The 20,766-nt window shown below is 65.1% G+C and carries 20 protein-coding genes; 9 read left to right on the forward strand and 11 right to left on the reverse strand.

Features of this window, described 5'->3' with window-relative positions:
* Window positions 1–5: 5 nt before the first annotated feature.
* The 6 genes from K408_RS0110340 to K408_RS0110370 form a co-directional block, all read right to left on the reverse strand.
* Window positions 6–485, reverse strand: coding sequence for a DUF1579 domain-containing protein (locus tag K408_RS0110340; RefSeq protein ID WP_024338865.1), 480 nt, complete (start codon window positions 483–485; stop codon window positions 6–8).
* 4 nt (window positions 486–489) lie between these two features.
* Window positions 490–1,686, reverse strand: coding sequence for an ADP-forming succinate--CoA ligase subunit beta (gene sucC / locus K408_RS0110345; protein WP_024338864.1), 1,197 nt, complete (start codon window positions 1,684–1,686; stop codon window positions 490–492).
* Window positions 1,687–1,901: 215 nt separating this feature from the next.
* A complete protein-coding gene (gene mdh / locus K408_RS0110350; RefSeq protein ID WP_024338863.1) occupies window positions 1,902–2,870 on the reverse strand; it encodes a malate dehydrogenase in 969 nt (322 codons plus the stop codon).
* A gap of 184 nt (window positions 2,871–3,054) precedes the next feature.
* Window positions 3,055–4,242, reverse strand: coding sequence for a cell division protein ZapE (zapE, locus tag K408_RS0110355; protein WP_024338862.1), 1,188 nt, complete (start codon window positions 4,240–4,242; stop codon window positions 3,055–3,057).
* A gap of 187 nt (window positions 4,243–4,429) precedes the next feature.
* Window positions 4,430–4,966 carry an RNA 2',3'-cyclic phosphodiesterase gene (gene thpR, locus K408_RS37925; protein ID WP_024338861.1) on the reverse strand — a complete coding sequence of 179 codons (537 nt, stop codon included), beginning with the start codon at window positions 4,964–4,966 and terminating at the stop codon, window positions 4,430–4,432.
* Window positions 4,967–5,138: 172 nt separating this feature from the next.
* On the reverse strand, window positions 5,139–5,783 hold the full coding sequence (locus tag K408_RS0110370) for an arylesterase (protein WP_024338860.1): 645 nt from the start codon (window positions 5,781–5,783) through the stop codon (window positions 5,139–5,141).
* Between the two features lie 55 nt (window positions 5,784–5,838).
* On the opposite strand from K408_RS0110370, the gene K408_RS0110375 reads away from it, so the two are divergent.
* The 4 genes from K408_RS0110375 to K408_RS0110390 all read left to right on the forward strand — a co-directional run bounded on the left by K408_RS0110375 (window position 5,839) and on the right by K408_RS0110390 (window position 10,944).
* The gene (locus K408_RS0110375; RefSeq protein ID WP_024338859.1) at window positions 5,839–6,561 is read left to right on the forward strand and encodes an ABC transporter ATP-binding protein; all 723 of its coding nucleotides are present in this window, start codon (window positions 5,839–5,841) and stop codon (window positions 6,559–6,561) included.
* On the forward strand, window positions 6,558–9,128 hold the full coding sequence (locus tag K408_RS0110380) for an ABC transporter permease (RefSeq protein WP_024338858.1): 2,571 nt from the start codon (window positions 6,558–6,560) through the stop codon (window positions 9,126–9,128). The genes K408_RS0110375 and K408_RS0110380 overlap by 4 nt, the downstream gene beginning before the upstream one ends.
* Window positions 9,129–9,398: 270 nt before the next feature.
* Window positions 9,399–10,190, forward strand: coding sequence for a Bax inhibitor-1/YccA family protein (locus K408_RS0110385; RefSeq protein ID WP_024338857.1), 792 nt, complete (start codon window positions 9,399–9,401; stop codon window positions 10,188–10,190).
* 223 nt (window positions 10,191–10,413) lie between these two features.
* A complete protein-coding gene (locus tag K408_RS0110390; RefSeq protein WP_024338856.1) occupies window positions 10,414–10,944 on the forward strand; it encodes a GNAT family N-acetyltransferase in 531 nt (176 codons plus the stop codon).
* A 78-nt stretch (window positions 10,945–11,022) separates the two neighbouring features.
* On the opposite strand, the gene K408_RS0110395 is transcribed toward K408_RS0110390, so the two are convergent.
* The 3 genes from K408_RS0110395 to acnA all read right to left on the reverse strand — a co-directional run bounded on the left by K408_RS0110395 (window position 11,023) and on the right by acnA (window position 15,678).
* The gene (locus K408_RS0110395) at window positions 11,023–11,394 is read right to left on the reverse strand and encodes a DUF2794 domain-containing protein (RefSeq protein ID WP_024338855.1); all 372 of its coding nucleotides are present in this window, start codon (window positions 11,392–11,394) and stop codon (window positions 11,023–11,025) included.
* Between the two features lie 554 nt (window positions 11,395–11,948).
* Window positions 11,949–12,725, reverse strand: a complete 777-nt coding sequence (locus tag K408_RS0110400) for a DUF1223 domain-containing protein (RefSeq protein ID WP_024338854.1) — start codon at window positions 12,723–12,725, stop codon at window positions 11,949–11,951.
* Between the two features lie 232 nt (window positions 12,726–12,957).
* A complete protein-coding gene (gene acnA / locus K408_RS0110405) occupies window positions 12,958–15,678 on the reverse strand; it encodes an aconitate hydratase AcnA (RefSeq protein WP_024338853.1) in 2,721 nt (906 codons plus the stop codon).
* A gap of 240 nt (window positions 15,679–15,918) precedes the next feature.
* Here acnA and ccmA point away from each other — a divergent pair, with 240 nt between their 5' ends.
* The 5 genes from ccmA (at window position 15,919) to K408_RS0110430 (ending at window position 19,070) form a co-directional block, all read left to right on the forward strand.
* Entirely contained in the window at window positions 15,919–16,521 is a 603-nt protein-coding gene (ccmA, locus tag K408_RS0110410; protein WP_024338852.1) for a heme ABC exporter ATP-binding protein CcmA, read from the forward strand.
* A 286-nt stretch (window positions 16,522–16,807) separates the two neighbouring features.
* On the forward strand, window positions 16,808–17,476 hold the full coding sequence (gene ccmB / locus K408_RS0110415) for a heme exporter protein CcmB (RefSeq protein ID WP_018318886.1): 669 nt from the start codon (window positions 16,808–16,810) through the stop codon (window positions 17,474–17,476).
* A 90-nt stretch (window positions 17,477–17,566) separates the two neighbouring features.
* On the forward strand, window positions 17,567–18,298 hold the full coding sequence (locus K408_RS0110420) for a heme ABC transporter permease (RefSeq protein WP_024338851.1): 732 nt from the start codon (window positions 17,567–17,569) through the stop codon (window positions 18,296–18,298).
* Entirely contained in the window at window positions 18,295–18,480 is a 186-nt protein-coding gene (gene ccmD, locus K408_RS0110425) for a heme exporter protein CcmD (RefSeq protein WP_024338850.1), read from the forward strand. The genes K408_RS0110420 and ccmD overlap by 4 nt, the downstream gene beginning before the upstream one ends.
* Window positions 18,477–19,070, forward strand: coding sequence for a DsbE family thiol:disulfide interchange protein (locus K408_RS0110430; RefSeq protein WP_024338849.1), 594 nt, complete (start codon window positions 18,477–18,479; stop codon window positions 19,068–19,070). The genes ccmD and K408_RS0110430 overlap by 4 nt, the downstream gene beginning before the upstream one ends.
* 131 nt (window positions 19,071–19,201) lie before the next feature.
* Here K408_RS0110430 and K408_RS0110435 read toward each other — a convergent pair whose 3' ends face one another.
* Both K408_RS0110435 and ftsY read right to left on the reverse strand, forming a co-directional pair.
* On the reverse strand, window positions 19,202–19,804 hold the full coding sequence (locus tag K408_RS0110435) for a septation protein A (protein ID WP_024338848.1): 603 nt from the start codon (window positions 19,802–19,804) through the stop codon (window positions 19,202–19,204).
* 3 nt (window positions 19,805–19,807) lie between these two features.
* Entirely contained in the window at window positions 19,808–20,752 is a 945-nt protein-coding gene (gene ftsY, locus K408_RS0110440; RefSeq protein ID WP_024338847.1) for a signal recognition particle-docking protein FtsY, read from the reverse strand.
* Window positions 20,753–20,766 lie beyond the last annotated feature (14 nt).

The raw sequence follows: 20,766 nt of genomic DNA on the forward strand, positions 1-20,766 counted from the left end.
CTGCCTCAGTGGGCCCGTCGATAGACGCCCGTGAGCACGTCGGCCCAACCTTCCGCGTCCGGCGAGAACTGGATCTTCATCGAGTAGGAATTGTCGTCGATGATTTCGTAGACATGGCGCGCATTGCCGCGGAGCGAGCCGCGCACCAGCGTCAGGGTCTTGCCGACCCACCCGCCCGAGGCGGGCGAGGGCGGCGTGTAGCCGAGCGAATCGTACCAGAACAGTTTGTAGGTCCGGTCGTCGCGGTCGTAGGTGAAGATGCCGTGGGTGGCGAAGGCCTGCTTGCCGTCGCGCATCTGGACGCTGTCCTGAATCAGATAGAATCCATTGAGGTCCATGCGCGCAACGACGCGGGAGGTGGCCGGCCCGCCCTCCGTCCAGCGCGACGGGAAGACCGTCTCTTCGCCATCCCATTCGCCGGCAAACGCGGCCAGGCGCGCGTGTTCGGGGAGCGGAGATGATGCGGCGAGATGGTCCTGGGCCATGGCCTTAGCCTCCCTTGACGGCCTTCACGATTTTCTGCGCGGCGTCGTCGAGATTGTCGGCCGGCACCACGTTCAGTCCGGACTCGCTGATGATCTTCTTGCCGAGCTCGACATTGGTGCCTTCGAGGCGAACAACCAAAGGCACGCTGAGGCCGACCTCGCGGACGGCGGCGGTGACGCCCTCGGCGATCACGTCGCACTTCATAATGCCGCCGAAGATGTTGACCAGGATGCCCTTCACGTTGGGATCGGCGGTGATGATCTTGAACGCGGCCGCGACCTTCTCCTTGCTGGCGCTGCCGCCGACGTCGAGGAAGTTCGCCGGCGCCATTCCGTAGAGCTTGATGATGTCCATCGTCGCCATGGCGAGACCGGCGCCGTTGACCATGCAGCCGATGTTGCCGTCGAGCGTGACGTAGTTGAGGTCGTATTTCGACGCCTCGATTTCCTTGGCGTCTTCCTCGGTCTCGTCGCGCAGCGCGAGCACCTCGGGATGACGGAACAGCGAATTGTCGTCGAACGACACCTTGGCGTCGAGCACACGGAGCTGGCCCTGCTTGGTGACGACCAGCGGGTTGATCTCCAGCATCGCCATGTCCTTGGCAATGAAGGCGGCGTACAGCTGGGCGGTGAGCTTCTCGGCCTGCTTGGCGAGATCGCCGGTGAGGTTCAGCGCCTTCGCGACCGTGCGGCCGTGATGGCCCATGATGCCGGTCGCGGGATCGACCGAGAAGGTCACGATCTTCTCGGGGGTGTTGTGCGCGACCTCCTCGATGTTGACGCCGCCTTCGGTCGAGACGACGAAAGAGACGCGCGAGGTTTCGCGATCGACCAGGATCGAGAGATAGAACTCCTTGTCGATGTCCGAGCCGTCCTCGATGTAAAGGCGGTTGACCTGCTTGCCGGCGGGGCCGGTCTGCACGGTCACCAGCGTCGCCCCCAGCATCTGCTTGGCGAACTCGGCAACTTCCGCGGCGGACTTGGCGATGCGGACGCCGCCCTTGTCCCCTGCGCTGGCTTCCTTGAACTTGCCCTTGCCGCGGCCGCCGGCATGGATCTGGCTCTTCACCACCCAGACGGGCCCCGGCAGCGCCTTGGCGGCAGCCTCGGCGTCCGCAGCCTTGAGCACCGGCACGCCCTTTGAGATCGGCACGCCGAACTCGTTCAGCAGCGCTTTGGCCTGATATTCATGGATATTCATATGGTCGCTCCCTGAACCCCCGGGCGGCGCCCTCGCGAGGCCGCATCATTCTTTGGCTTGGCATACCATATACCAAAGGAACTACAACCCGGATTGTCGTCGAAATCTCTGGACTGCCGGTCCGGAGCCGCCACACCCTCGACGGGACTTGGCCTGTCCTCCGGAAGTGAAACCGCCGAAGATCGGGCTTCGATCTTCGGCGGAGATGACTTGAATTACTTGCCGAGAAGATCGGGGGCAATCTTCTTGCAGGCGTCCACCAGACCCTGCACCGCGCCGACCGACTTGTCGAAGGCCTCGCGGTCCTTGCCGGCGAGCTCGATCTCGACCACCCGCTCGACGCCCTTGGCCCCGATCACGACCGGTACGCCGACATACATGTCCTTCACGCTGTACTCGCCGTTGAGGTAGGCGGCGCAGGGCAGCACGCGCTTCTTGTCCTTCAGATAGCTCTCCGCCATCGCGATCGCGGACGCGGCCGGCGCATAGAAGGCGGAGCCGGTCTTGAGCAGGTTGACGATCTCGGCGCCGCCGTTGCGGGTACGGTCGACGATCTCGTCGAGACGCGCCTGCGAGGTCCAGCCCATCTTGACGAGGTCGGGCAGCGGGATGCCGGCGACGGTGGAGTACTTCACCAGCGGCACCATGGTGTCGCCATGGCCGCCGAGCACGAAAGCGGTGACGTCCTCGACCGAGACATTGAACTCGTCGGCCAGGAAGTAGCGGAAGCGCGCGGAGTCGAGCACGCCGGCCATGCCGACGACCTTCTTGTGCGGCAGGCCTGAAGCCTTCTGCAGCGCCCAGACCATGGCGTCGAGCGGGTTGGTGATGCAGATGACGAAGGCGTCGGGCGCGTACTTCTTGATGCCGGCACCGACCTGCTCCATGACCTTGAGGTTGATGGAGAGGAGGTCGTCGCGGCTCATGCCCGGCTTGCGCGGCACGCCGGCGGTGACGATGCAGACCTTGGCGTTGTCCAGCGCCTCGTAAGAGTTCGCGCCGGTATAGTGCGCGTCAAAACCGTCGACCGGCGAGGACTGCGCGATGTCGAGCGCCTTGCCCTGTGGCACGCCCTCGGCGATGTCGAACATCACCACGTCGCCCAGTTCCTTCAGGCCGATGAGGTGAGCCAGCGTTCCGCCGATCTGACCGGAGCCAATCAAAGCAATCTTGTCGCGCGCCATGTGAACCTGTCCTTTGGAGACGTAAGGAGGGGAAACTGAGTGGGTGGTTATCCCTTTCGCTTCCCCCGTTCAAGTCGGTGGATGCCCATTTGTCGGGCTTGCCGAGAGAGCCGCCAGCCACATCCTCGTCATTCCGGGCTCGCCGCTTCGCGCCCCCCGGAGTGACGGCGCTGGCACATAGGACTTAAGTCTCGACCAGGCCCTTGGTCGAGCCGCTCGCGGTGGAATCCTTGCGGCCATGAGCCAGCGCCAGATAGGATTCCGAACTCATTTCGATCAGGCGCGAGGCGGTCCGCTTGAATTCGTTGGCCTCGTTGCCCTCGGTCGCGAGGTAGAGCGAGATCGGGTTGGCGTCGGCCGAGGCCATCAGCTTCACGGCGTTGTCATAGAGCGCATCGATGAGCGTAATGAAGCGCTTGGCGGCGTTGCGCTGGGAGAGGTCCATCACTGGAATATGGTCGACCAGGATGGTGTGATAGTCGTGCGCCAGCCTGAGGTAGTCGGAGGCGCCGAGCGGCTTCTCGCAGAGGTCGGCGAACGAGAACCGCGCCACGCCATGGGCCGAGCATGGCACGTGCAGGATGCGGCCCTTGATGGAGATGTCGCGCGGCCTGCATTTGGCGCCGCCCGACATCCGCTTCCAGGCGCGGTCGAGCGCGGCGTCCGCGTCACTATCCGCCGGCGTCAGCCACATCGGCACGCCCTGCAGCTTCTCAAGACGGAAGTCGGTGCGTGCATCGAGCCGCGCGACGTCCATGTGATCGGTGATCTGCTTGATGAAGGGCAGGAACAGCGAGCGGTTCAGGCCGCCTTTGTAGAGATCGTCGGGCGCGACGTTGGAAGTCGCGACCACGACGGTGCCGAGCTCGAACAATTTCGCGAACAGGCGTCCCAGGATCATCGCGTCGGCGATGTCGGTGACGTGGAATTCGTCGAAGCAGAGCAGCCAGCTCTCCTCGAAGATCGCGTTCGCGGTCAGCGCGATGACGTCGCCGTCGGCGATCTCGCCGCGCGCGATGCTCTGGCGATAGTCGTAGATGCGCTCATGCGCTTCCGCCATGAACTCGTGGAAATGCGCCCGACGCTTGTGCTCGACCGAGGAGTGCTGAAAGAACAAGTCCATCAGCATGGTCTTGCCGCGGCCGACCTCGCCATGGATGTAGAGCCCGCGCGGCGCCTCGTCCTTGTCATTGCCGCCGAACAGGCGGGCGAGCAGGCCCTGCTTGCGCTGCGGCTTGTAGGTGGCAAGCCGCTGGTCGAGCGCCGCATAGGCTTCGGCGACCTCGGCCTGCGCGGCATCGGGCTCGATCGCGCCGGATGCGATCTCGGCCTGGTAGGCCTCGCGGAATGGGGAACTCGGGGTCGAGAGCATGGTCCTTTACCGCCAGAGAGCGGCGGAAATTGCAAGTCGTGAAATGAGGTCAGAGGTATGCGCTTTCGTGTCCTGGAGGCGGCAGCGGTCTTGCCCGCTGCGCTGACGGACCTTCCATGTCGCTCGTCCTATGTCGTTGGTCGCGGAGCGACGGGCCCCGGCTCGACGTCCGGGGCACGACAGCGAGCTAGGCGCACAGCTCGTAGGCGTCCTCGACCACATACGGTCCGCCGCCGGTCGATGCGCGCGACGAGAACAGCACGAAACGTTCCGCCATGAACGCCTTGCTCGGGAAGTAGCCGCGCAGCGAGAGATAGTCGGCGACGTCGCGGTCGGACGCATCATGCAGGCGGGCCAGCGTGACATGCGGGATGAACTTGCGTCCTTCCGGATCAAGGCCGATCCGCTGCATCATGCGTTCGAGCTCGGCCTGCAATTCCATCAGCGGCTTGCTCGGCGCGATGGTGGCGACCACCGCGCGCGGCTTGCGGCCGCCGAAGCTGGTCAGGCCCTGCACCTTCACCTCGAACGGCTTGCGGTCGACGCGAAACAGCAAGGAGGCGATCTCGTTGGCGGAAGCGCCGTCGATGTCGCCGATGAAACGCAGGGTGACGTGATAATTCTCGGGATCGATCCAGCGGGCGCCGGGAAGGCCGCCCCTCAAGTTGGAAAGCGACTGGCCGATCTCGGCCGGAATTTCCAGACCCGTGAACAAACGCGGCATCGTTTCGCACTCCCGATGCTTGGGTACAGCCCTCGAGGCAGGACCATATCCAAATTAGAGCCGGCGACGAATCACCGGTACCCTGATTCCTATCGCAGTTGTGTGACTCTGCGAAGCTTCGCCCACCTCACTCCGGTAAAACCCTGGGAATTAAGGTTGCCGCTGCCTGCTTTCAACGCCGCTGCTCAGCGATCGTGCCAATGAATGCCTCCACCGCGGGCATGATCCTGCCGACGATGATGTCGATGCCGGCCGCCGTGGGATGAATGCCGTCGGCCTGGTTGAGCGTGGCATCGGCGGCAACGCCTTCGAGGAAGAACGGATAGAGCGGCACGTCGAATTTCTTCGCCAGCTCAGGATAAATCGAATTGAAGCGCGCGGCATAATCGGCGCCGTAATTCGGTGGCGCCAGCATGCCGCACAGCATCACCGCGATCTTGCGCGCCTTGAGCCGCTGGATGATGTCGGTGAGCGCGGCGCGCGTCAGGTCGGGATCGATACCACGCAACGCGTCGTTGGCGCCGAGCTCGACGATGACGCCATCGGTTCCCTCCGGCACCGACCAGTCGAGCCGGTCGCGGCCGCCGGAGGTGGTGTCGCCGGACACCCCGGCGTTGATCATATCGATCTCTATGCCCTTGGTCTGCAAGGCTTTTTTGAGCTTTTGGGGGAACGCCTCCTGCGCCGCAAGGCCGAAACCGGCGCTGAGGGAATCCCCGAGAACCACCAGCCTGATCGGCTTGGCCGGCGGCTGCGCCTGCGCCGGCGCCGCTATCGCCATCGTCATCAAAGCGAGCATCAACACGGCTATGTGCATGAACAATCCGTAACGCCTCTCGACCGCGCTATCGGAGTTGCCATATGACCGGACCATGGACACACGCATCGAAACCTCTTCGCTCGCCGCTACCGACGCGGACACCATCGCCATCTCCAACGTCAATCTTTCATTGGGTACGGGCGCGGCACGCGTTCACATCCTCAAGGATATCAGCCTGCGGGTGGGCCGCAGCGAGGCGATCGGCCTGATCGGCCCGTCAGGCTCGGGCAAATCCACGCTGCTGATGGTCATGGCGGGGCTGGAGCGTCCTGATAGCGGAGAGGTGGTGGTATCAGGCACGGCTTTCAATGCCCTCGACGAGGATGCGCTGGCCCGCTTTCGCGGCCGCCAGGTCGGCATCGTCTTCCAGTCCTTCCACCTGATCCCGACCATGACGGCGCTGGAGAACGTGGCCGTGCCGCTCGAGCTTGCCGGCAATCCCGATGCCGCGAAGCGTGCGGCAGAGGAGCTGCAATCGGTCGGGCTCGGCGACCGCCTGCATCATTATCCGACGCAATTGTCCGGCGGCGAGCAGCAGCGCGTCGCGCTCGCGCGCGCGCTGGCGCCCGATCCGGCGATCCTCGTCGCCGACGAGCCGACCGGCAATCTCGACGAGGCCACCGGAAAGCAGATCGTCGATCTGCTGTTCAGCAAGCACGCCGAGCGCGGCATGACCCTGGTGCTGGTGACGCACGATTCCTCGCTGGCGCATCGCTGCGACCGCGTCATCCGCCTGCGCTCCGGGCGCATCGACACGCAGTCTGCGCCGGCATGAGCACGGTTGCCGAACCTTTCGCGAAGCCCAATGGCGTCGCGCTGTCGCTGCGTTACGCGATGCGCGAATTGCGCGGGGGCTTGCGCGGCTTCTACGTCTTCATCGCCTGCATCGCGCTCGGCGTGATGGCGATCGCCGGCGTCGGCTCGGTGTCGGCGAGCCTCTCCGAGGGCCTTGCGCGGGAAGGCCGCACCCTGCTCGGCGGCGACGTCTCCTTCGTGCTGTTCCAGCGGGAGGCCAAGCCGGAAGAGATCGCGTTCCTGCGCTCGCGCGGCACGCTGTCGACGGCGGCGACCTTGCGCGGCATGGCGCGCTCGGCTGACGGCAAGCTGGCGCTGGTCGAGATGAAGGCCGTCGACGACGCCTATCCGATGCTTGGACAGCTCACGCTGGCACCGCCACTGCCGATGTCCGATCTGCTCGCGGAGCGTGACGGCGCATTCGGCGCCGCTGCCGATCCGGCACTGCTGACCCGGCTGTCGCTGAAGGCCGGCGATCGGGTCACCATCGGCGCGGCAACCTTCCAGATCCGCTCTACCGTCGAAGCCGAGCCGGACAAGCTCGCCGGCGGCATCGGCTTCGGGCCGCGCTTTCTGATCAGCGAGGCGGGCCTGCGCGCCACCGGCCTGATCCAGCCCGGCAGCCTGGTGCGCTGGGTCTACCGGGTCAAGCTGCCGGATGCCGCGAACAGCGAGCGCGCCACCGAGGCCTTCATCGCGGACGCGCGCAACGCCGCGCCGCAGGCCGGCTGGGAGATCCGCAGCCGCTCCAATGCCTCGCCACAGCTCGAACGCAACATCAACCGCTTCACGCAGTTCCTGACCCTGGTCGGCCTGGCCGCGCTGCTGGTCGGCGGGGTCGGCGTTGCCAATGCCGTGAAGAGCCATATCGATCGCCGGCTCGAGGTGATCGCTGCGCTCAAGGCCGTCGGCGCGACCGGTCGCGACGTGTTCGGCATCTACCTGGCGCAGGTCATTCTGCTCGCGGGCATCGGCTCGGTCATCGGCCTCGCGCTCGGTGCCGCCATGCCTTTCGCGATCGTCGGCCTGTTCGGCAAGCTCCTGCCGCTGCCGGTGGTGCCGGCCATGCATGTCGATGAGCTCGCGCTGTCCTTCGTCTACGGCCTCCTCACCGCGCTCGCCTTCGGCCTGTGGCCGCTCGGGCGTGTGCACGACGTGCCGGTGGCCGCGCTGTTCCGTGACACGATCAGCTCGGAATGGCACCGGCTCCGCCTGGGCTATCTCGTGTTCATGGCACTCGTGATCGCGCTGCTCATTGCGGTCGTGATCGGCCTCTCCTTCGACAAGCGCATCGCCGCGGTGTTCGTCGCCTCCTCGGTCCTCGTGTTCGCCCTGCTCCGCGGCATTGCCGCCCTGCTGATGGCGATCGCGCGGCGGCTGCCGCGGTCGCGGCTGCCGATGCTGCGGCTGGCGATTGCCAACATCCACCGGCCGGGCGCGCTGACGCCGTCGGTCGTGCTGTCGCTGGGCCTCGGCCTCGCCGTGCTCGTCACCATCACCCAGATCGACGGCAATCTGCGCCGGCAATTCCTCGCAGCTCTGCCCGACCAGGCGCCGTCCTTCTTCTTCATCGACATCCCGAGCGCGCAGGCCGAGCAGTTCGACGGCTATCTGCGCCGGATTGCCCCCGGCGCGAAGGTGGAGGACGTGCCGATGCTGCGCGGGCGCATCGTCGCCGCGCGCGGCGTTCGCGCCGAGGAGCTCAAGCCGACAACGGATTCCGAATGGGTGCTGCAGAGCGACCGCGGCCTGACCTACACCGGCGAGCTGCCGAAAGGTTCCAAAGTGGTCGAAGGCGAATGGTGGAGCGCCGATTATTCCGGCCCGCCGCTGGTCTCGATGGAGAAGAAGATCGCCGACGGGCTTGGCCTCAAGCTCGGCGACGAGATCGTGGTCAACGTGCTCGGCCGCGACATTCCCGCCAAAATCGGCAATCTGCGCACCATCGACTGGCAGGGCCTCGGCATCAACTTCGTTCTCGTCTTCTCGCCAAACGCATTCAAGGGCGCACCGCATACGCATATCGCGACGCTGACGGAGGCCGGCGGCAATGCCGTGGGCGACGGCAGGATCATCAAGGAGGTCGCGGACGCCTATCCGATGGTCACCAGCGTGCGGGTGCGCGAGGTGATGGAGACGGTCGGCTCAGTGGTCACCAACCTGGCGCTGGCGATCCGCGGCGCCAGTGCCGTCAGCCTGATCTCGGCCATCCTTGTCCTGGGCGGGGCGCTCGCAGCCGGCCATCGTCACCGGGTTTACGATGCGGTGATCCTGAAAACCCTGGGCGCGACGCGGCTGCGGCTGCTCGGCGCCTATGCGCTCGAATACCTCCTGATCGGCCTGGCAACCGCCGTGTTCGGCGTGATCGCCGGCAGCATCGCGGCCTGGATCATCGTGACGCGCCTGATGACGCTGAGCTTCGTCTGGCAGGCCGGCAGCGCGGCCGGCGTGGTGGCAGCGGCACTCGTCGTTACCGTCGGGCTGGGGCTCGCCGGCACGCTGCTGGCGTTGAACAAAAAGCCAGCCACGGTGTTGCGGAATTTGTGACAAAATGTAGCGGGTCGCCGTGCGGGAGCGGAATCGCACGATTCCTGCGATTAACCACGTCCGCTCGTCAGGATTGCGGGCGAGGGCGACATTCAGCCGCGCGTGGACGGTTGCATCGAATGTGTTAGTTTCCCACATATCGAATGGGTTCGGAGTCCCGATTGTGAGCCGGAATTTAGTCGGCTCACATCGGGGTCCGAGATAGAATTTGACGAACCGGCGGCATGGCGACCCTCGTGCCGGACCGGACCAACCAACGGGAATTCGACCATGTCGGACCTAGACCGTAACTACGCTTCTCCTTTCGGCAGGGCCGCCGGGCGTGTTGACGCCGCGACGGTCGATGCCGGCCTGCGCGCCTACATGCTGCGCATCTACAACTACATGAGCATCGGCCTGGCCATCACCGGTCTCGCCGCGCTCGGTGTCTACATGGCTGCCGTGACCGACGTTGCGACCCCGGACGCGGTCCGCGTCGGCAAGCTGTTCCTGACGCCGTTCGGCTACGCGATGTTCGTCAGCCCCCTGAAGTGGCTGTTCATGCTCGCGCCGCTCGCGATGGTGTTCGTGATATCGGCGGGCATCAACCGTCTGGCACCCTCGACCGCCCAGATCCTGTTCTGGGTGTTCTCGGCGCTGATGGGCATCTCGCTCTCGTCGATCTTCCTGGTGTTCACGCACACCTCGATCGTGCGGGTGTTCTTCATCACCGCGGCCACCTTCGGTGCGCTGAGCCTCTACGGCTACACCACCAAGCGTGACCTCACCGGGATGGGCTCGTTCCTGTTCATGGGCCTGATCGGTGTCGTTCTCGCCAGCCTGGTGAACCTGTTCCTGGCCAGCTCGATGCTGCAGTTCATCGTGTCGGTGGTCGGCGTGCTGGTGTTCTCGGGCCTCACCGCCTGGGATACCCAGCGGCTGAAGAACGACTACATCTACGGCTATGCCTCGGCCGGCGGTGACATCGCAGAGCGTGCGGCCATCACCGGCGCACTGTCGCTGTACCTGAACTTCATCAACCTGTTCACGCTGCTGCTGCAGCTCCTCGGCCAGCGCGAGTAGGCGCCCAGCGAGGGAACGACACGGACCCCGGCCGAGAGGCCGGGGTTTTTGTTTGGGCCTGCGGCAGCCACGAACGCCATCATTGCGCGGAGCCCTTGCGACGAAGCGTCCAGGGTCCCTCCGCGGCTGCATTCCAGGATTGCTTCGCTGCGCTCGCAAATGACGGGTGTGGAGGCGGTGCGGCCTCTTCCAGGGCCCGCGGCAAGGCCTTAATCTCCGCCCCATGTCCGCACCCGAAATCAGGCCCACGGCCGAGGCCGACCTCCCCGCCATCACCGCGATCTACCAGCAAGCCGTCCGCGAGGGCACGGCGACGTTTGAGCTGGAGCCTCCTGACCTTGCCGAGATGACGCGCCGCTATCGTGCGCTGGTGGACGGCGGCTACCCCTATCTGGTCGCCATGGTCGATGGACGCGTTGCCGGCTATGCCTATGCGGGCGCCTACCGGCCGCGGCCGGCCTACCGTTTCACGGTGGAGAACTCGATCTATCTCGATCCCTCCTTCCACCGCCGGGGCGTCGGCTCGTTGCTGCTGGAGCGGCTGATCAGCGAGTGCGAGGCGCGCGGCTTCCGCCAGATGATCGCGGTCATCGGCGATTCCGCCAATGCCGGCTCGATCGGCGTTCACACCAAGAGCGGCTTCAAGATGATCGGCACCCATCCAAATGTCGGGCTGAAATTCGGCCGTTGGCTGGATACCGTGATGATGCAGCGCGACCTCGGCGAGGGGGCAAGCACCGTGCCGGTGACGTAACGGCTCCCGTCCTTCCGGGGCACGCGCCGCGCGAGCTCTCGCGACTTCGTCGCGTCCCGGAATGACGGGCAGAGGTCGTCACACCACCGCGAGCTTGCGATCGATCACCAGCAGCACGCGCTCCAGCTCATGGCCGCGGCGCAGGATGAGCCCGGTCGCCGAGATCACGCTGTACATGCCCTGCTTGCGCGCGAGGCGCGGGTCCTTCTCGATGCGGTAGATCGGCACTTCCGAGGCACGGCGATAGACCGAGAACACGGCGCGATCCTTCAGGAAGTCGATCGCGTAGTCGCGCCATTCGCCATCCGCGACCATGCGACCGTAGAGATTGAGAATCCGGTGCAGCTCGAGCCGGTTGAACGTCACCCGGTTTGCCTGCGCATTCAGGGCGGCGGGGCGCGCCGCCGCGCGCTGCTCGCTCGGATCGGCATCCTCCGACATCAGGCTCATGGAAGCGCCTCCTCATCGCCAGCAATGACCGCGTCCGCGAAGACCGCCCCCGGGAACCGCGTTCATGACGATTGCATGATCGCGCCAACCGTTCGTGGCCGCAAGGGGTTCCCCTCAACCCGTCGAATCGGCTGTGCATCGAGACACACGCAGTGGTGGAACTCTGTCGCGGCAAACCGTCACGGGATCGTTAGCAGGAATCATAGTGTCGCCGCTTTTCCGCCTAGCGACTGCCGCCCTGAATTGCGAGAAGATTCGCGTGCGTTGACCCGGTCCTTTCGGTTCCGGATTCCTCAGCCCCCAGCCCCCCGGGGTCGAACAGGATCGGGTCTGTACGCACGGCAAGGAGGGACCAGCGCAAGTTGGTCCTTTTTTGTTTGTGTCGGGATGTTTCCGGCCGCTGTCGTTCCGGAGCGCGCCTCTCGGCGCGAACTATGATGCGCAATTGCGCGTCTGAGAATCCATTTCTCGACTCGTGCGATGAATGGATGGATTTCGGGCCAGCGCTTCGCGCACCCCGAAATGACGCCAATTACCGAGACGTTCTGCCGGCTTCAATGCAGCGAGGTGTACGCCGCGCCCAGCATCGGGCCGGGCTTTTCGCGGCTGCCGTCCTGGACATAGACCACCGCGCCGTCGACGCCGTCGCGGGTGAGGTTCTCGATCGGCACCGTCCAACTTTCCGGACGGCCGGTCCAGTCGCCGACCTTGAGCAGGTTGCGCACCACGTTGTGGTAAGTGACCTGCTGTCCGCGATTCTCGCCACGGGTGATGGCGATCGGCACCGACTTCGCGATCGAGCAGATCCAGACCTCGCCGCGCGAGACCGCGGGCTCTTTGCTCGCCGCCACCGAAACGTTGATCTGCTTGCCGGAAAGCGACATCGTCACCGGCACGCTCATCACGCCAGTGCCCTTGTCTGCCTTGCCGATCGCACGCTCGATCCCGGCGCGGTCGCTGCCAATGACGTGCGTCGAGCCGTTGACGATGACCTGCGGGGTGTAGACTTCGCGGTCGCCGCGCATGCGCGAGTAGGCACGCTGCCGTGCAGAGAAGCGCGAGTCCGCCAGCGTGTCCTTCCAGCCGAGATAGTCCCAATAGTCGATCGGCATGCTTAGCGCGATGATCGATGGGTCCTTGGAGAGATCGCCGATGATCTGATCGGCGGGCGGGCAGGACGAGCAGCCCTGCGAGGTAAACAACTCGACAACAGCACGCGGATCAGCGTGGGCGGGACGGATGACGGCGATGATCGCACAGATGCCGAGAGCTCCCGACCAGAGGGCACCGGACCAACGTGGAATCAGATGAGAAGCCGTCATTGTCGTCATATCGAACGCCGCACACCGTTGCTCGTGAGAAGGGAGATCTTATCGCCGGATGGTCACCGTAGTCTTACGGGCGCGGCACATTCCTCCGTCCAGGCAACCGTCCAAGGGGAGGTTTTCCGCCGGGCGGGCCCATCTGAAGCGCACCGCAAACGCGCGAAGGCGGCCTTTGATAGGCCGCCTTCGTTCAGGCTTCTACTCACTTCGCAGTGAGCCATCGTTCACAAATCCGCGCTTACGCCGCAAGCTTGCGCAGCACGTAGTGCAGGATGCCGCCGTTGCGATAGTAGTCGAGCTCGTCCAGCGTATCGATGCGGCAGAGCAGCGAAACACGCTGCAAAGAGCCGTCGCCGGAGACGATCTCCGCAGTCAGCTTCTGGCGCGGCTTGAGGTCGCCGACGAGGCCGCGCAGCGTGACCTTCTCGTCGCCTTTCAGACCAAGCGACTGCCAGGAGGTGCCTTCCTCGAAGGTCAGCGGCAGCACGCCCATGCCGACCAGGTTGGAGCGGTGGATGCGTTCGAAGCTCTGGCAGATCACGGCGCGAACGCCGAGCAGGCGCGTGCCCTTCGCGGCCCAGTCGCGCGAGGAGCCGTTGCCGTATTCGGCACCGGCGAACACCACCAGCGGCACCTTCTCTTCCTGGTACTTCATGGCGGCGTCGTAGATCGACATCTGCTCGCCGTCGGGCCAGTGCTTGGTGAGCCCGCCCTCCGGAATGTTGCCGTCGGCGCCCTTCAGCATGAAGTTCTTGATGCGGATGTTGGCGAAGGTGCCGCGCATCATCACTTCATGGTTGCCGCGGCGCGTGCCGTACTGGTTGAAGTCGGCGGGGCGCACCTGGTGCTCGCTGAGATATTTGCCGGCGGGCGAGGTGAGCTTGATCGAACCGGCCGGCGAGATGTGGTCGGTGGTGATCTTGTCGCCGAACAGGGCGAGGATACGCGCCTCGACGATGTCGGTGACCGGCTCCGGCTCCTTCTTCATGCCTTCGAAATAGGGCGGGTTCTGCACATAGGTCGAAGACATGTTCCAGCGATAGGTCTCGCTCTCGACCGTCTTGATCTTGCGCCAGTTGGTGTCGCCCTTGAACACGTCGGCGTACTTCTTCTTGAAGATCGACGCGGTCACGAACTTCTTCATGAAGGCGTTGATCTCTTTCGTCGTCGGCCAGATGTCCTTCAGGTACACCGGCTTGCCGTCCTTGCCCTCGCCGAGCGGCTCGGTGGCGAGGTTCTTGGTGACGCTGCCGGCAAGCGCGTAGGCGACGACCAGCGGCGGCGAAGCCAGATAGTTCGCCTGCACGTCCGGCGAGACGCGGCCCTCGAAGTTGCGGTTGCCGGAGAGCACGGCGGCCGCGACGACGCCGTTGTCGTTGATCGCCTTGGAGATCTCCTCGGGCAGCGGACCGGAATTGCCGATGCAGGTGGTGCAGCCGAAGCCGACCAGGTTGAAGCCGACCTTGTCGAGATACGGCTGGAGACCGGAATTGGCGAGATATTCGGCGACCACCTGGCTGCCCGGGGCGAGCGAGGTCTTCACCCACGGCTTGGCCTTGAGGCCCTTCGCAGCCGCGTTACGCGCGAGCAGGCCGGCACCGATCAGGACGCTCGGGTTCGAGGTGTTGGTGCAGGAGGTGATCGCGGCGATCACGACGTCGCCATGGCCGATGTCGAAATTCTTGCCTTCGACAGGGAAGCGCTTGGCAGGCTCCTCGGCCTTCTTGTACTCGCTGGCGAGCGCGAGCGAGAAGCCGTCCGCGACGGTGGGCAGCGCGATGCGGCCTTCGGGACGCTTCGGGCCGGCCATGGACGGCACGACGTCACCGAGGTCGAGCGTCAGCGTTTCCGTGAACACCGGATCGGGCGACTTCGCGGTACGGAACAGGCCCTGTGCCTTGGCATAGGCCTGTACCAGCGCGACGCGCGCGGAAGAACGGCCGGAGGTCTTGAGATAGTCGAGCGCGGCGGCATCGACGGGGAAGAAGCCGCAGGTCGCACCGTATTCGGGCGCCATGTTGGCGATGGTGGCCTTGTCGGCAACGGAAAGGTGGTCGAGGCCGGGGCCGAAGAACTCGACGAACTTGCCGACCACGCCGAGCTTGCGCAGCATCTGCGTCACGGTCAGCACGAGGTCGGTCGCGGTGACGCCTTCCTTCAGCGCGCCCTTCAGCTTGAAGCCGACGACGTTGGGCAGCAACATCGACAGCGGCTGGCCGAGCATGCAGGCCTCCGCCTCGATGCCGCCGACGCCCCAGCCGAGCACCGCAAGGCCGTTGACCATGGTGGTGTGGGAATCGGTGCCGACGAGCGAATCGGGATAGGCGACCTCGAACGTGCCGGTCTTCTTGCCGACCGTCATCTTCTCCTTCTTCGTCCAGACCGTCTGGGCCAGATATTCCAGATTGACCTGGTGGCAGATGCCCGTGCCGGGGGGCACGACGGAGAAGTTCGAGAATGCCTTCTGGCCCCACTTCAGGAACTCGTAGCGTTCCTGGTTCTGCTTGTATTCTTCGGCAACGTTCTTGCCGAAGGCCTTGTTGTCGCCGAAGAAGTTCACGATCACGGAGTGGTCGATGACGAGATCGACCGGAACCAGCGGATTGATCTTCTCGGCATCGCCGCCGAGCTTCTGCATCGCGTTGCGCATCGCGGCAAGGTCGACCACCGCCGGGACGCCGGTGAAGTCCTGCATCAGCACGCGCGCCGGGCGGAAAGCGATCTCATGCTCCAGCGACTTCTTGCGCAGCCATTTCGACACCGCCACGATGTCGTCCTTCTTCACCGAGCGGCCGTCCTCGTTGCGCAGCAGGTTCTCGAGCAGGACCTTCATCGAATAGGGAAGTTTCGAAATCCCCTTCAGACCATTCTTCTCGGCCGTAGGCAGGCTGTAATAGACATAGGTCTTGGCGCCGACCTTGAGGGTCTTTTTGCATTTGAAGCTGTCGAGCGAGGTCATGTAGGAATCCCAATTGTTAGTTATACCCGGCAGGGTATTTTAACACCGTTGGCGTATCAGGCTGGGCCGCTTGCAGGGGCAGGTTGAGTTGCTGCATCAAGTAGTTCCGGGCTTATAGAAGCTTTCTAACCGCGCCGCCACAGCCTCAATCGTGCCGCAGCAATTCGCGAGCCAAAAATTCCCATGCGCTACCCCAAGATTTCCTGAGGCCTGGCTGTGAGCGGAACGACACAAGGCAAGATGCAATTGTCCGGACGCGGGCTCATTTGCGTCCGCGGCGGCCGCGAGGTGTTCTCCGGGCTTGATTTCGCCGCGGCTGCCGGCGAGGCCGTGTCGGTGGTGGGCCGCAATGGCGCGGGCAAGACCTCGCTGCTGCGGCTGATCGCTGGCCTGCTCGTCCCGGCGGCTGGGACCATCGTGCTGGACGGCGGCGACGGCGAGCTGACGCTGCCCGAGCAGTGCCATTACCTCGGCCATCGCGATGCCCTGAAGCCGGCGCTGAGCGTGACTGAAAACCTGACATTCTGGGCCGATTTCCTCGGCGGCGAGCGCGCTGACCCCGCCGAGACCCTCGCGACCGTCGGCCTCGACCACGCCACCCATTTGCCCGCCGGCTTCCTGTCCGCCGGCCAGCGCCGCCGGCTATCGCTGGCCCGGCTGCTGACGGTGCGCCGCCCGGTCTGGCTGCTGGACGAGCCGACCAATGCGCTGGATGTCGCCGGCCAGGACATGTTCGGCGGCCTGATGCGCCAGCACCTTTCGCGCGGCGGGATGATCGTCGCGGCGACCCATGCGCCGCTGGGGATCGAATCGCGGGAGCTGCGGATCGGGGGTGTGGCGTGATTCGGCCCCACCCTCAGCTTTCCGAGCGGCGGGGCCCTGGTCTCACCGTTCCTTCCCCCCTCGCCCATCTCGCACCCGGAAAGCAGGCGTCGCCGCCGGCTCCCAAGCCTCTCCCGCCTGCGGGAGAGACCGGCGCGGAGCGCCGGGAGAGGGTTCTGTCCTCTGGGGGAAACTTCGTTGTCGAGACACCCTCTCCCCAACCCTCCCCCGCAAGCGGCGGAGGGAGCGCACCATCCTCGCAGCTCCAATCCGGCTCCCATGGCTGCCCCGCCGGAAGGGTCATCCCATGACCGCCCTCTCAGCCCTCGTCCGCCGGGACATCAGGATCGCGCTGCGCGTTGGCGGCGGGGCGCTGATCGGCGTGCTGTTCTTCCTGACCGTGGTGGTGCTGATGCCGTTCGCGGTGGGGCCGGATCTGGCGCTGCTGTCGCGCCTGGGGCCGGCGATCCTGTGGCTCGGCGCGCTGCTGGCGAGCCTGCTCACGCTGGACCGGCTGTTCATGGCCGACCACGAGGACGGCTCGCTCGACCTGATCACGATGAGCCGGACGCCGCTGGAACTCGCCTGCGCTGCCAAGGCGCTGGCGCATTGGCTGGCGGCCGGCCTGCCGCTGATTGTCGCAACCCCCGTGCTCGGCCTCCTGCTCAACCTCGACATGGTCGCGACCGGAGCTGTGGCGCTGACGCTGCTGGCGGGCACGCCGGCCCTGACCTTCACCGGCATGATCGGCGCAGCGCTGGCCGTGACGCTGCACCGCGGCGGGCTGCTGATGGCGGTCCTCGTACTGCCGCTGTCCATCCCGGTGCTGATTTTCGGGGTTGCGGCTTCGCAGGCCGTGATCGTCGGCCCCATGACGTTCGGCGCGCCCTTCTCGATCCTCTGCGCGCTGTCGCTGGTCAGCCTCGTCATCGGCCCCTTCGCGGCCGCGGCAAGCCTGCGGCATGGCCTCGACTGAGATGGTCTCGACTGACTTGACCCCGATCAACTTTCGCGACGGACTTTCGTGCTGATTGCCTGAGCGGCTCCCGGTGATTATCAGGATACCATGACGCTGATCGATCTCGCCAATCCCACACGGTTCCTCGCGCTGACGGCGCGGCTGTTGCCGTGGCTCGCGGCCGCGACCGTCATCCTGCTCGCGATTGGCCTCTATCAATCCGCGTCCGCACCGGACGACTACCAGCAAGGCGCGACCGTAAAGATCATGTTCATTCACGTGCCCAATGCCTGGCTGGCGATGTTCGTGTGGGGCGTGATGAGCATTGCCTCGCTGGGCACGCTGGTATGGCGGCATCCGCTCGCCGACGTCGCAGCCAAAGCGGCAGCGCCGATCGGCGCCGCCTTCACCTTCCTTGCGCTGCTCACGGGCTCGCTGTGGGGCCGACCGATGTGGGGCACCTATTGGGAATGGGACGCCCGTCTGACCTCGGTCCTGATTCTCTTCTTGATGTATCTCGGCCTGATGGCGCTGTGGCGCGCGGTCGACGATCCCTCGCGCGCGGCGCGGGCGGCTGCGGTGCTGACCCTGGTCGGCGCGATCAACCTGCCCATCATCAAGTTCTCGGTCGACTGGTGGAACACGCTGCACCAGCCGGCCTCGGTGATGCGCATGGGCGGCTCGGCGCTGGACAAGTCTTTCCTGATCCCGCTGCTGGTGATGGCGATCGCCTTCACGCTGCTGTTCGTCACGCTGCATTTGGCCGCGATGCGCAACGAGATCCTGCGCCGCCGGGTCCGCTCGCTGCAGATGATGCAGGCCAGTCAGAAAGCCGCATGACAATGTCGCTGGGTCCCTACGCGTCTTTCATCGTGACGTCTTACGCGGCTGCCGCCCTCGTGGTCGCCATCCTGATCGGCTGGGTCATGCTCGATTACCGCAGCCAGACGCAGCGCCTTCGCGAGCTGGAGGAGCGCGGCATCACCCGCCGTTCGGGCCGCAGCGCGACGGAGCTGCGATGAGCGATCAGCCGAGCTCCGCTCCGCCGCGGCGCCGCACTTTCCTGATGGTGCTGCCGCTGATTGCATTCCTCGCATTGGCGCTGCTGTTCTGGTTCCGGCTCGGCAGCGGCGATCCCTCGCGGATTCCGTCCGCGCTGATCGGACGGCCGGCGCCGCAGACGGTACTGCCGCCGCTCGAGGGATTGCAGGCTGGCAATGCGCAGGTGCCCGGCCTCGACCCCGCCGCGTTCAAGGGCAAGGTGAGCCTGGTCAACGTATGGGCGTCCTGGTGCGTGCCGTGTCATGACGAGGCGCCGCTCCTGACCGAGCTCGCCAAGGACAAACGCATTCAGCTGGTCGGCATCAATTACAAGGACGCCGCCGACAACGCGCGCCGCTTCCTCGGCCGCTACGGCAACCCCTTCAGCCATGTCGGGGTGGACGGCAACGGCCGCGCCTCGATTGAATGGGGCGTCTACGGCGTGCCGGAAACCTTCGTCGTCGGGCGCGAGGGCAACATCGTCTACAAGCTGGTCGGACCGATCACGGCGCAAAACCTGAAGACCGTGCTGATGCCGGAGCTGGAGAAGGCGCTAAAGGCAAGGTCTTAGCCAAGACCGTCATTGCGAGGAGCCCGCGACAAAACTGCGAAGCAATTTTGCGCTGGCGCGACGAAGCAATCCAGAGTCTCTCCGCGGAACGATTCTGGATTGCTTCGCTGCAATGACGAGCGGAGGGACCGTCACCCCTTACTCACATCCCCCGCCTCGGCTTCGCTGGTCTCCAGCGAGACCGGCTCGAGGTGATGCCGCTTGGTCAACGGCAGCTGGGCGATCGCGAAGATCATGGTCAGCGTCGTGACGCCGAACACCTTGAAATTCACCCAGAAGTCCGTGCTCTGGGTGCGCCACACGATCTCGTTCAGCACCGCCATTCCGGCGAAGAACAGCGCCCAACGCAGCGTGAGAATGCGCCAGCCCTGCGGGGTCAGATTGAACACCTGGTCAAACATCACCGCGATGAAGGAACGGCCGAACAACAGGCCGCCACCGAGGATCGCGGCGAACAGGCCGTAGATGATGGTGGGCTTGACCTTGATGAAGGTCTCGTCGTGCAGCACCAGGGTCAGCGTGCCGAACACCAGCACGACGACGCCCGTCACGATCGCCATGATCGGAATGTGGCGCGTCACCATATAGGACGCGGTCATCGCGACCGCGATCGCCACCATAAAGGCGCCGGTCGCGGCGAACAGATTGAACTTCGCGTTCACGAAGAAGAACACGAGCAGCGGACCGAGTTCGGTCGCGAGCTTGAACATCGGGTGCGGCTGAGTCTTGTCCATTTTTCAGCTTTCGATTCCCGCGATAGCCTTGGCGAAATCGCGCGCGGTGAACGGCGCGAGATCGTCGACGCCCTCGCCGACGCCGATAAAATGCACCGGCAGCTTGAACTTCTCCGCGAGCGCCACCAGGATGCCGCCGCGGGCGGTGCCGTCGAGCTTGGTCATCACGAGGCCGGTGACCCCTGCGGTGCGATGGAACGCCTCGACCTGCGACAGCGCGTTTTGGCCGACGGTGGCGTCGAGCACCAGCAGCACCGCGTGCGGCGCGGTGGCATCCACCTTGCGGATCACGCGCACGACCTTTTCGAGCTCGTTCATCAGCTCGGCCTTGTTCTGCAAGCGTCCGGCGGTGTCGATCAGGAGCACGTCGATGTTCTGCTCCTTCGCCGCGGTCAGTGCGTTGAAGGCAAGGCTGGCCGAATCCGAGCCCTGCGCCCCCGCGATCACGGGTGTCCTTGTGCGCTCACCCCAGACCTTGAGCTGCTCGATGGCGGCTGCGCGAAACGTATCGCCGGCGGCGAGCATCACCTTGCGGCCTTCGGAGGCGAATTTCTGTGAGAGCTTTCCTATCGTGGTGGTCTTGCCGGAGCCGTTGACGCCAACCACGAGGATCACGAACGGCTTCTTGGCCTTGTCGACCTCGAGCGGCTTCGCCACCGGTGCCAGCACCCTCTCGACCTCGGTCGCGACCACGTCCTTGACCTCGTCGGCCGAGATCGCCTTGTCGTACCGTCCGGCGCCGACCGCATCGGCAATCCGTACCGAGACCGCGGTGCCGAGATCGGCGCGCAGCAGCACGTCCTCGATCTCGTCGAGCATGGCGCGATCGAGCTTGCGCTTGGTGACAAGGTCGGCGACCGCAGTCCCGAGCGAGGACGAGGTGCGCTTCAACCCGTTGGACAGGCGGCGCCACCAGCTCAGCTTGGGGGTTTCGGAGGTATCGTTCATGTTGCTCGTGCCGC

The sequence above is a fragment of the Bradyrhizobium sp. in8p8 genome, assembly GCF_000426845.1.
Lineage (GTDB): Bacteria > Pseudomonadota > Alphaproteobacteria > Rhizobiales > Xanthobacteraceae > Bradyrhizobium > Bradyrhizobium japonicum_C.

What these genes read in the sequence shown, in the direction of transcription:
- K408_RS0110390 (WP_024338856.1), top strand. Translation starts at nt 10,414, where the DNA reads ATGTCCGCACCCGAAATCAGGCCCACGGCCGAGGCCGACCTCCCCGCC.
- mdh (WP_024338863.1), bottom strand. Translation starts at nt 2,870, where the DNA reads ATGGCGCGCGACAAGATTGCTTTGATTGGCTCCGGTCAGATCGGCGGA.
- sucC (WP_024338864.1), bottom strand. Translation starts at nt 1,686, where the DNA reads ATGAATATCCATGAATATCAGGCCAAAGCGCTGCTGAACGAGTTCGGC.
- thpR (WP_024338861.1), bottom strand. Translation starts at nt 4,966, where the DNA reads ATGCCGCGTTTGTTCACGGGTCTGGAAATTCCGGCCGAGATCGGCCAG.
- ccmD (WP_024338850.1), top strand. Translation starts at nt 18,295, where the DNA reads ATGACAATGTCGCTGGGTCCCTACGCGTCTTTCATCGTGACGTCTTAC.
- K408_RS0110375 (WP_024338859.1), top strand. Translation starts at nt 5,839, where the DNA reads ATGGACACACGCATCGAAACCTCTTCGCTCGCCGCTACCGACGCGGAC.
- K408_RS0110340 (WP_024338865.1), bottom strand. Translation starts at nt 485, where the DNA reads ATGGCCCAGGACCATCTCGCCGCATCATCTCCGCTCCCCGAACACGCG.
- zapE (WP_024338862.1), bottom strand. Translation starts at nt 4,242, where the DNA reads ATGCTCTCGACCCCGAGTTCCCCATTCCGCGAGGCCTACCAGGCCGAG.
- acnA (WP_024338853.1), bottom strand. Translation starts at nt 15,678, where the DNA reads ATGACCTCGCTCGACAGCTTCAAATGCAAAAAGACCCTCAAGGTCGGC.
- K408_RS0110395 (WP_024338855.1), bottom strand. Translation starts at nt 11,394, where the DNA reads ATGAGCCTGATGTCGGAGGATGCCGATCCGAGCGAGCAGCGCGCGGCG.
- K408_RS0110385 (WP_024338857.1), top strand. Translation starts at nt 9,399, where the DNA reads ATGTCGGACCTAGACCGTAACTACGCTTCTCCTTTCGGCAGGGCCGCC.
- K408_RS0110435 (WP_024338848.1), bottom strand. Translation starts at nt 19,804, where the DNA reads ATGGACAAGACTCAGCCGCACCCGATGTTCAAGCTCGCGACCGAACTC.
- ccmA (WP_024338852.1), top strand. Translation starts at nt 15,919, where the DNA reads ATGCAATTGTCCGGACGCGGGCTCATTTGCGTCCGCGGCGGCCGCGAG.
- K408_RS0110400 (WP_024338854.1), bottom strand. Translation starts at nt 12,725, where the DNA reads ATGACGACAATGACGGCTTCTCATCTGATTCCACGTTGGTCCGGTGCC.
- ccmB (WP_018318886.1), top strand. Translation starts at nt 16,808, where the DNA reads ATGACCGCCCTCTCAGCCCTCGTCCGCCGGGACATCAGGATCGCGCTG.
- K408_RS0110420 (WP_024338851.1), top strand. Translation starts at nt 17,567, where the DNA reads ATGACGCTGATCGATCTCGCCAATCCCACACGGTTCCTCGCGCTGACG.
- K408_RS0110380 (WP_024338858.1), top strand. Translation starts at nt 6,558, where the DNA reads ATGAGCACGGTTGCCGAACCTTTCGCGAAGCCCAATGGCGTCGCGCTG.
- K408_RS0110430 (WP_024338849.1), top strand. Translation starts at nt 18,477, where the DNA reads ATGAGCGATCAGCCGAGCTCCGCTCCGCCGCGGCGCCGCACTTTCCTG.
- K408_RS0110370 (WP_024338860.1), bottom strand. Translation starts at nt 5,783, where the DNA reads ATGCACATAGCCGTGTTGATGCTCGCTTTGATGACGATGGCGATAGCG.
- ftsY (WP_024338847.1), bottom strand. Translation starts at nt 20,752, where the DNA reads ATGAACGATACCTCCGAAACCCCCAAGCTGAGCTGGTGGCGCCGCCTG.